Consider the following 210-nt stretch of genomic DNA (forward strand, 5'->3'; position numbering starts at 1 on the left):
TATATTTCAAACAGATTCTATTTTAGAGATTCCGGATCTTTCTGAATCTGATTTTATGAATGAACTGGGAGATCAAGAAAAAGTGGATGAAATAGATTATGTTGATGAAACTAACAATACATTTAAAACAGATTTTATTTTTGAGATTCCGGATTTTCCTGAATTTGATTTTATGAATGAACTGGGAGATCAAGAAAAAATGGATGAAAT

1 protein-coding gene is annotated in these 210 nt (G+C 28.1%); it reads left to right on the forward strand.

From position 1 onward, the window contains the following. The coding region (locus MR071_RS25385; RefSeq protein ID WP_242238255.1) for a hypothetical protein at positions 1 to 210 on the forward strand (210 nt) is incomplete at both ends.

The organism is Bacillus cereus group sp. BfR-BA-01316 (genome assembly GCF_022664195.1).
Lineage (GTDB): Bacteria > Bacillota > Bacilli > Bacillales > Bacillaceae_G > Bacillus_A.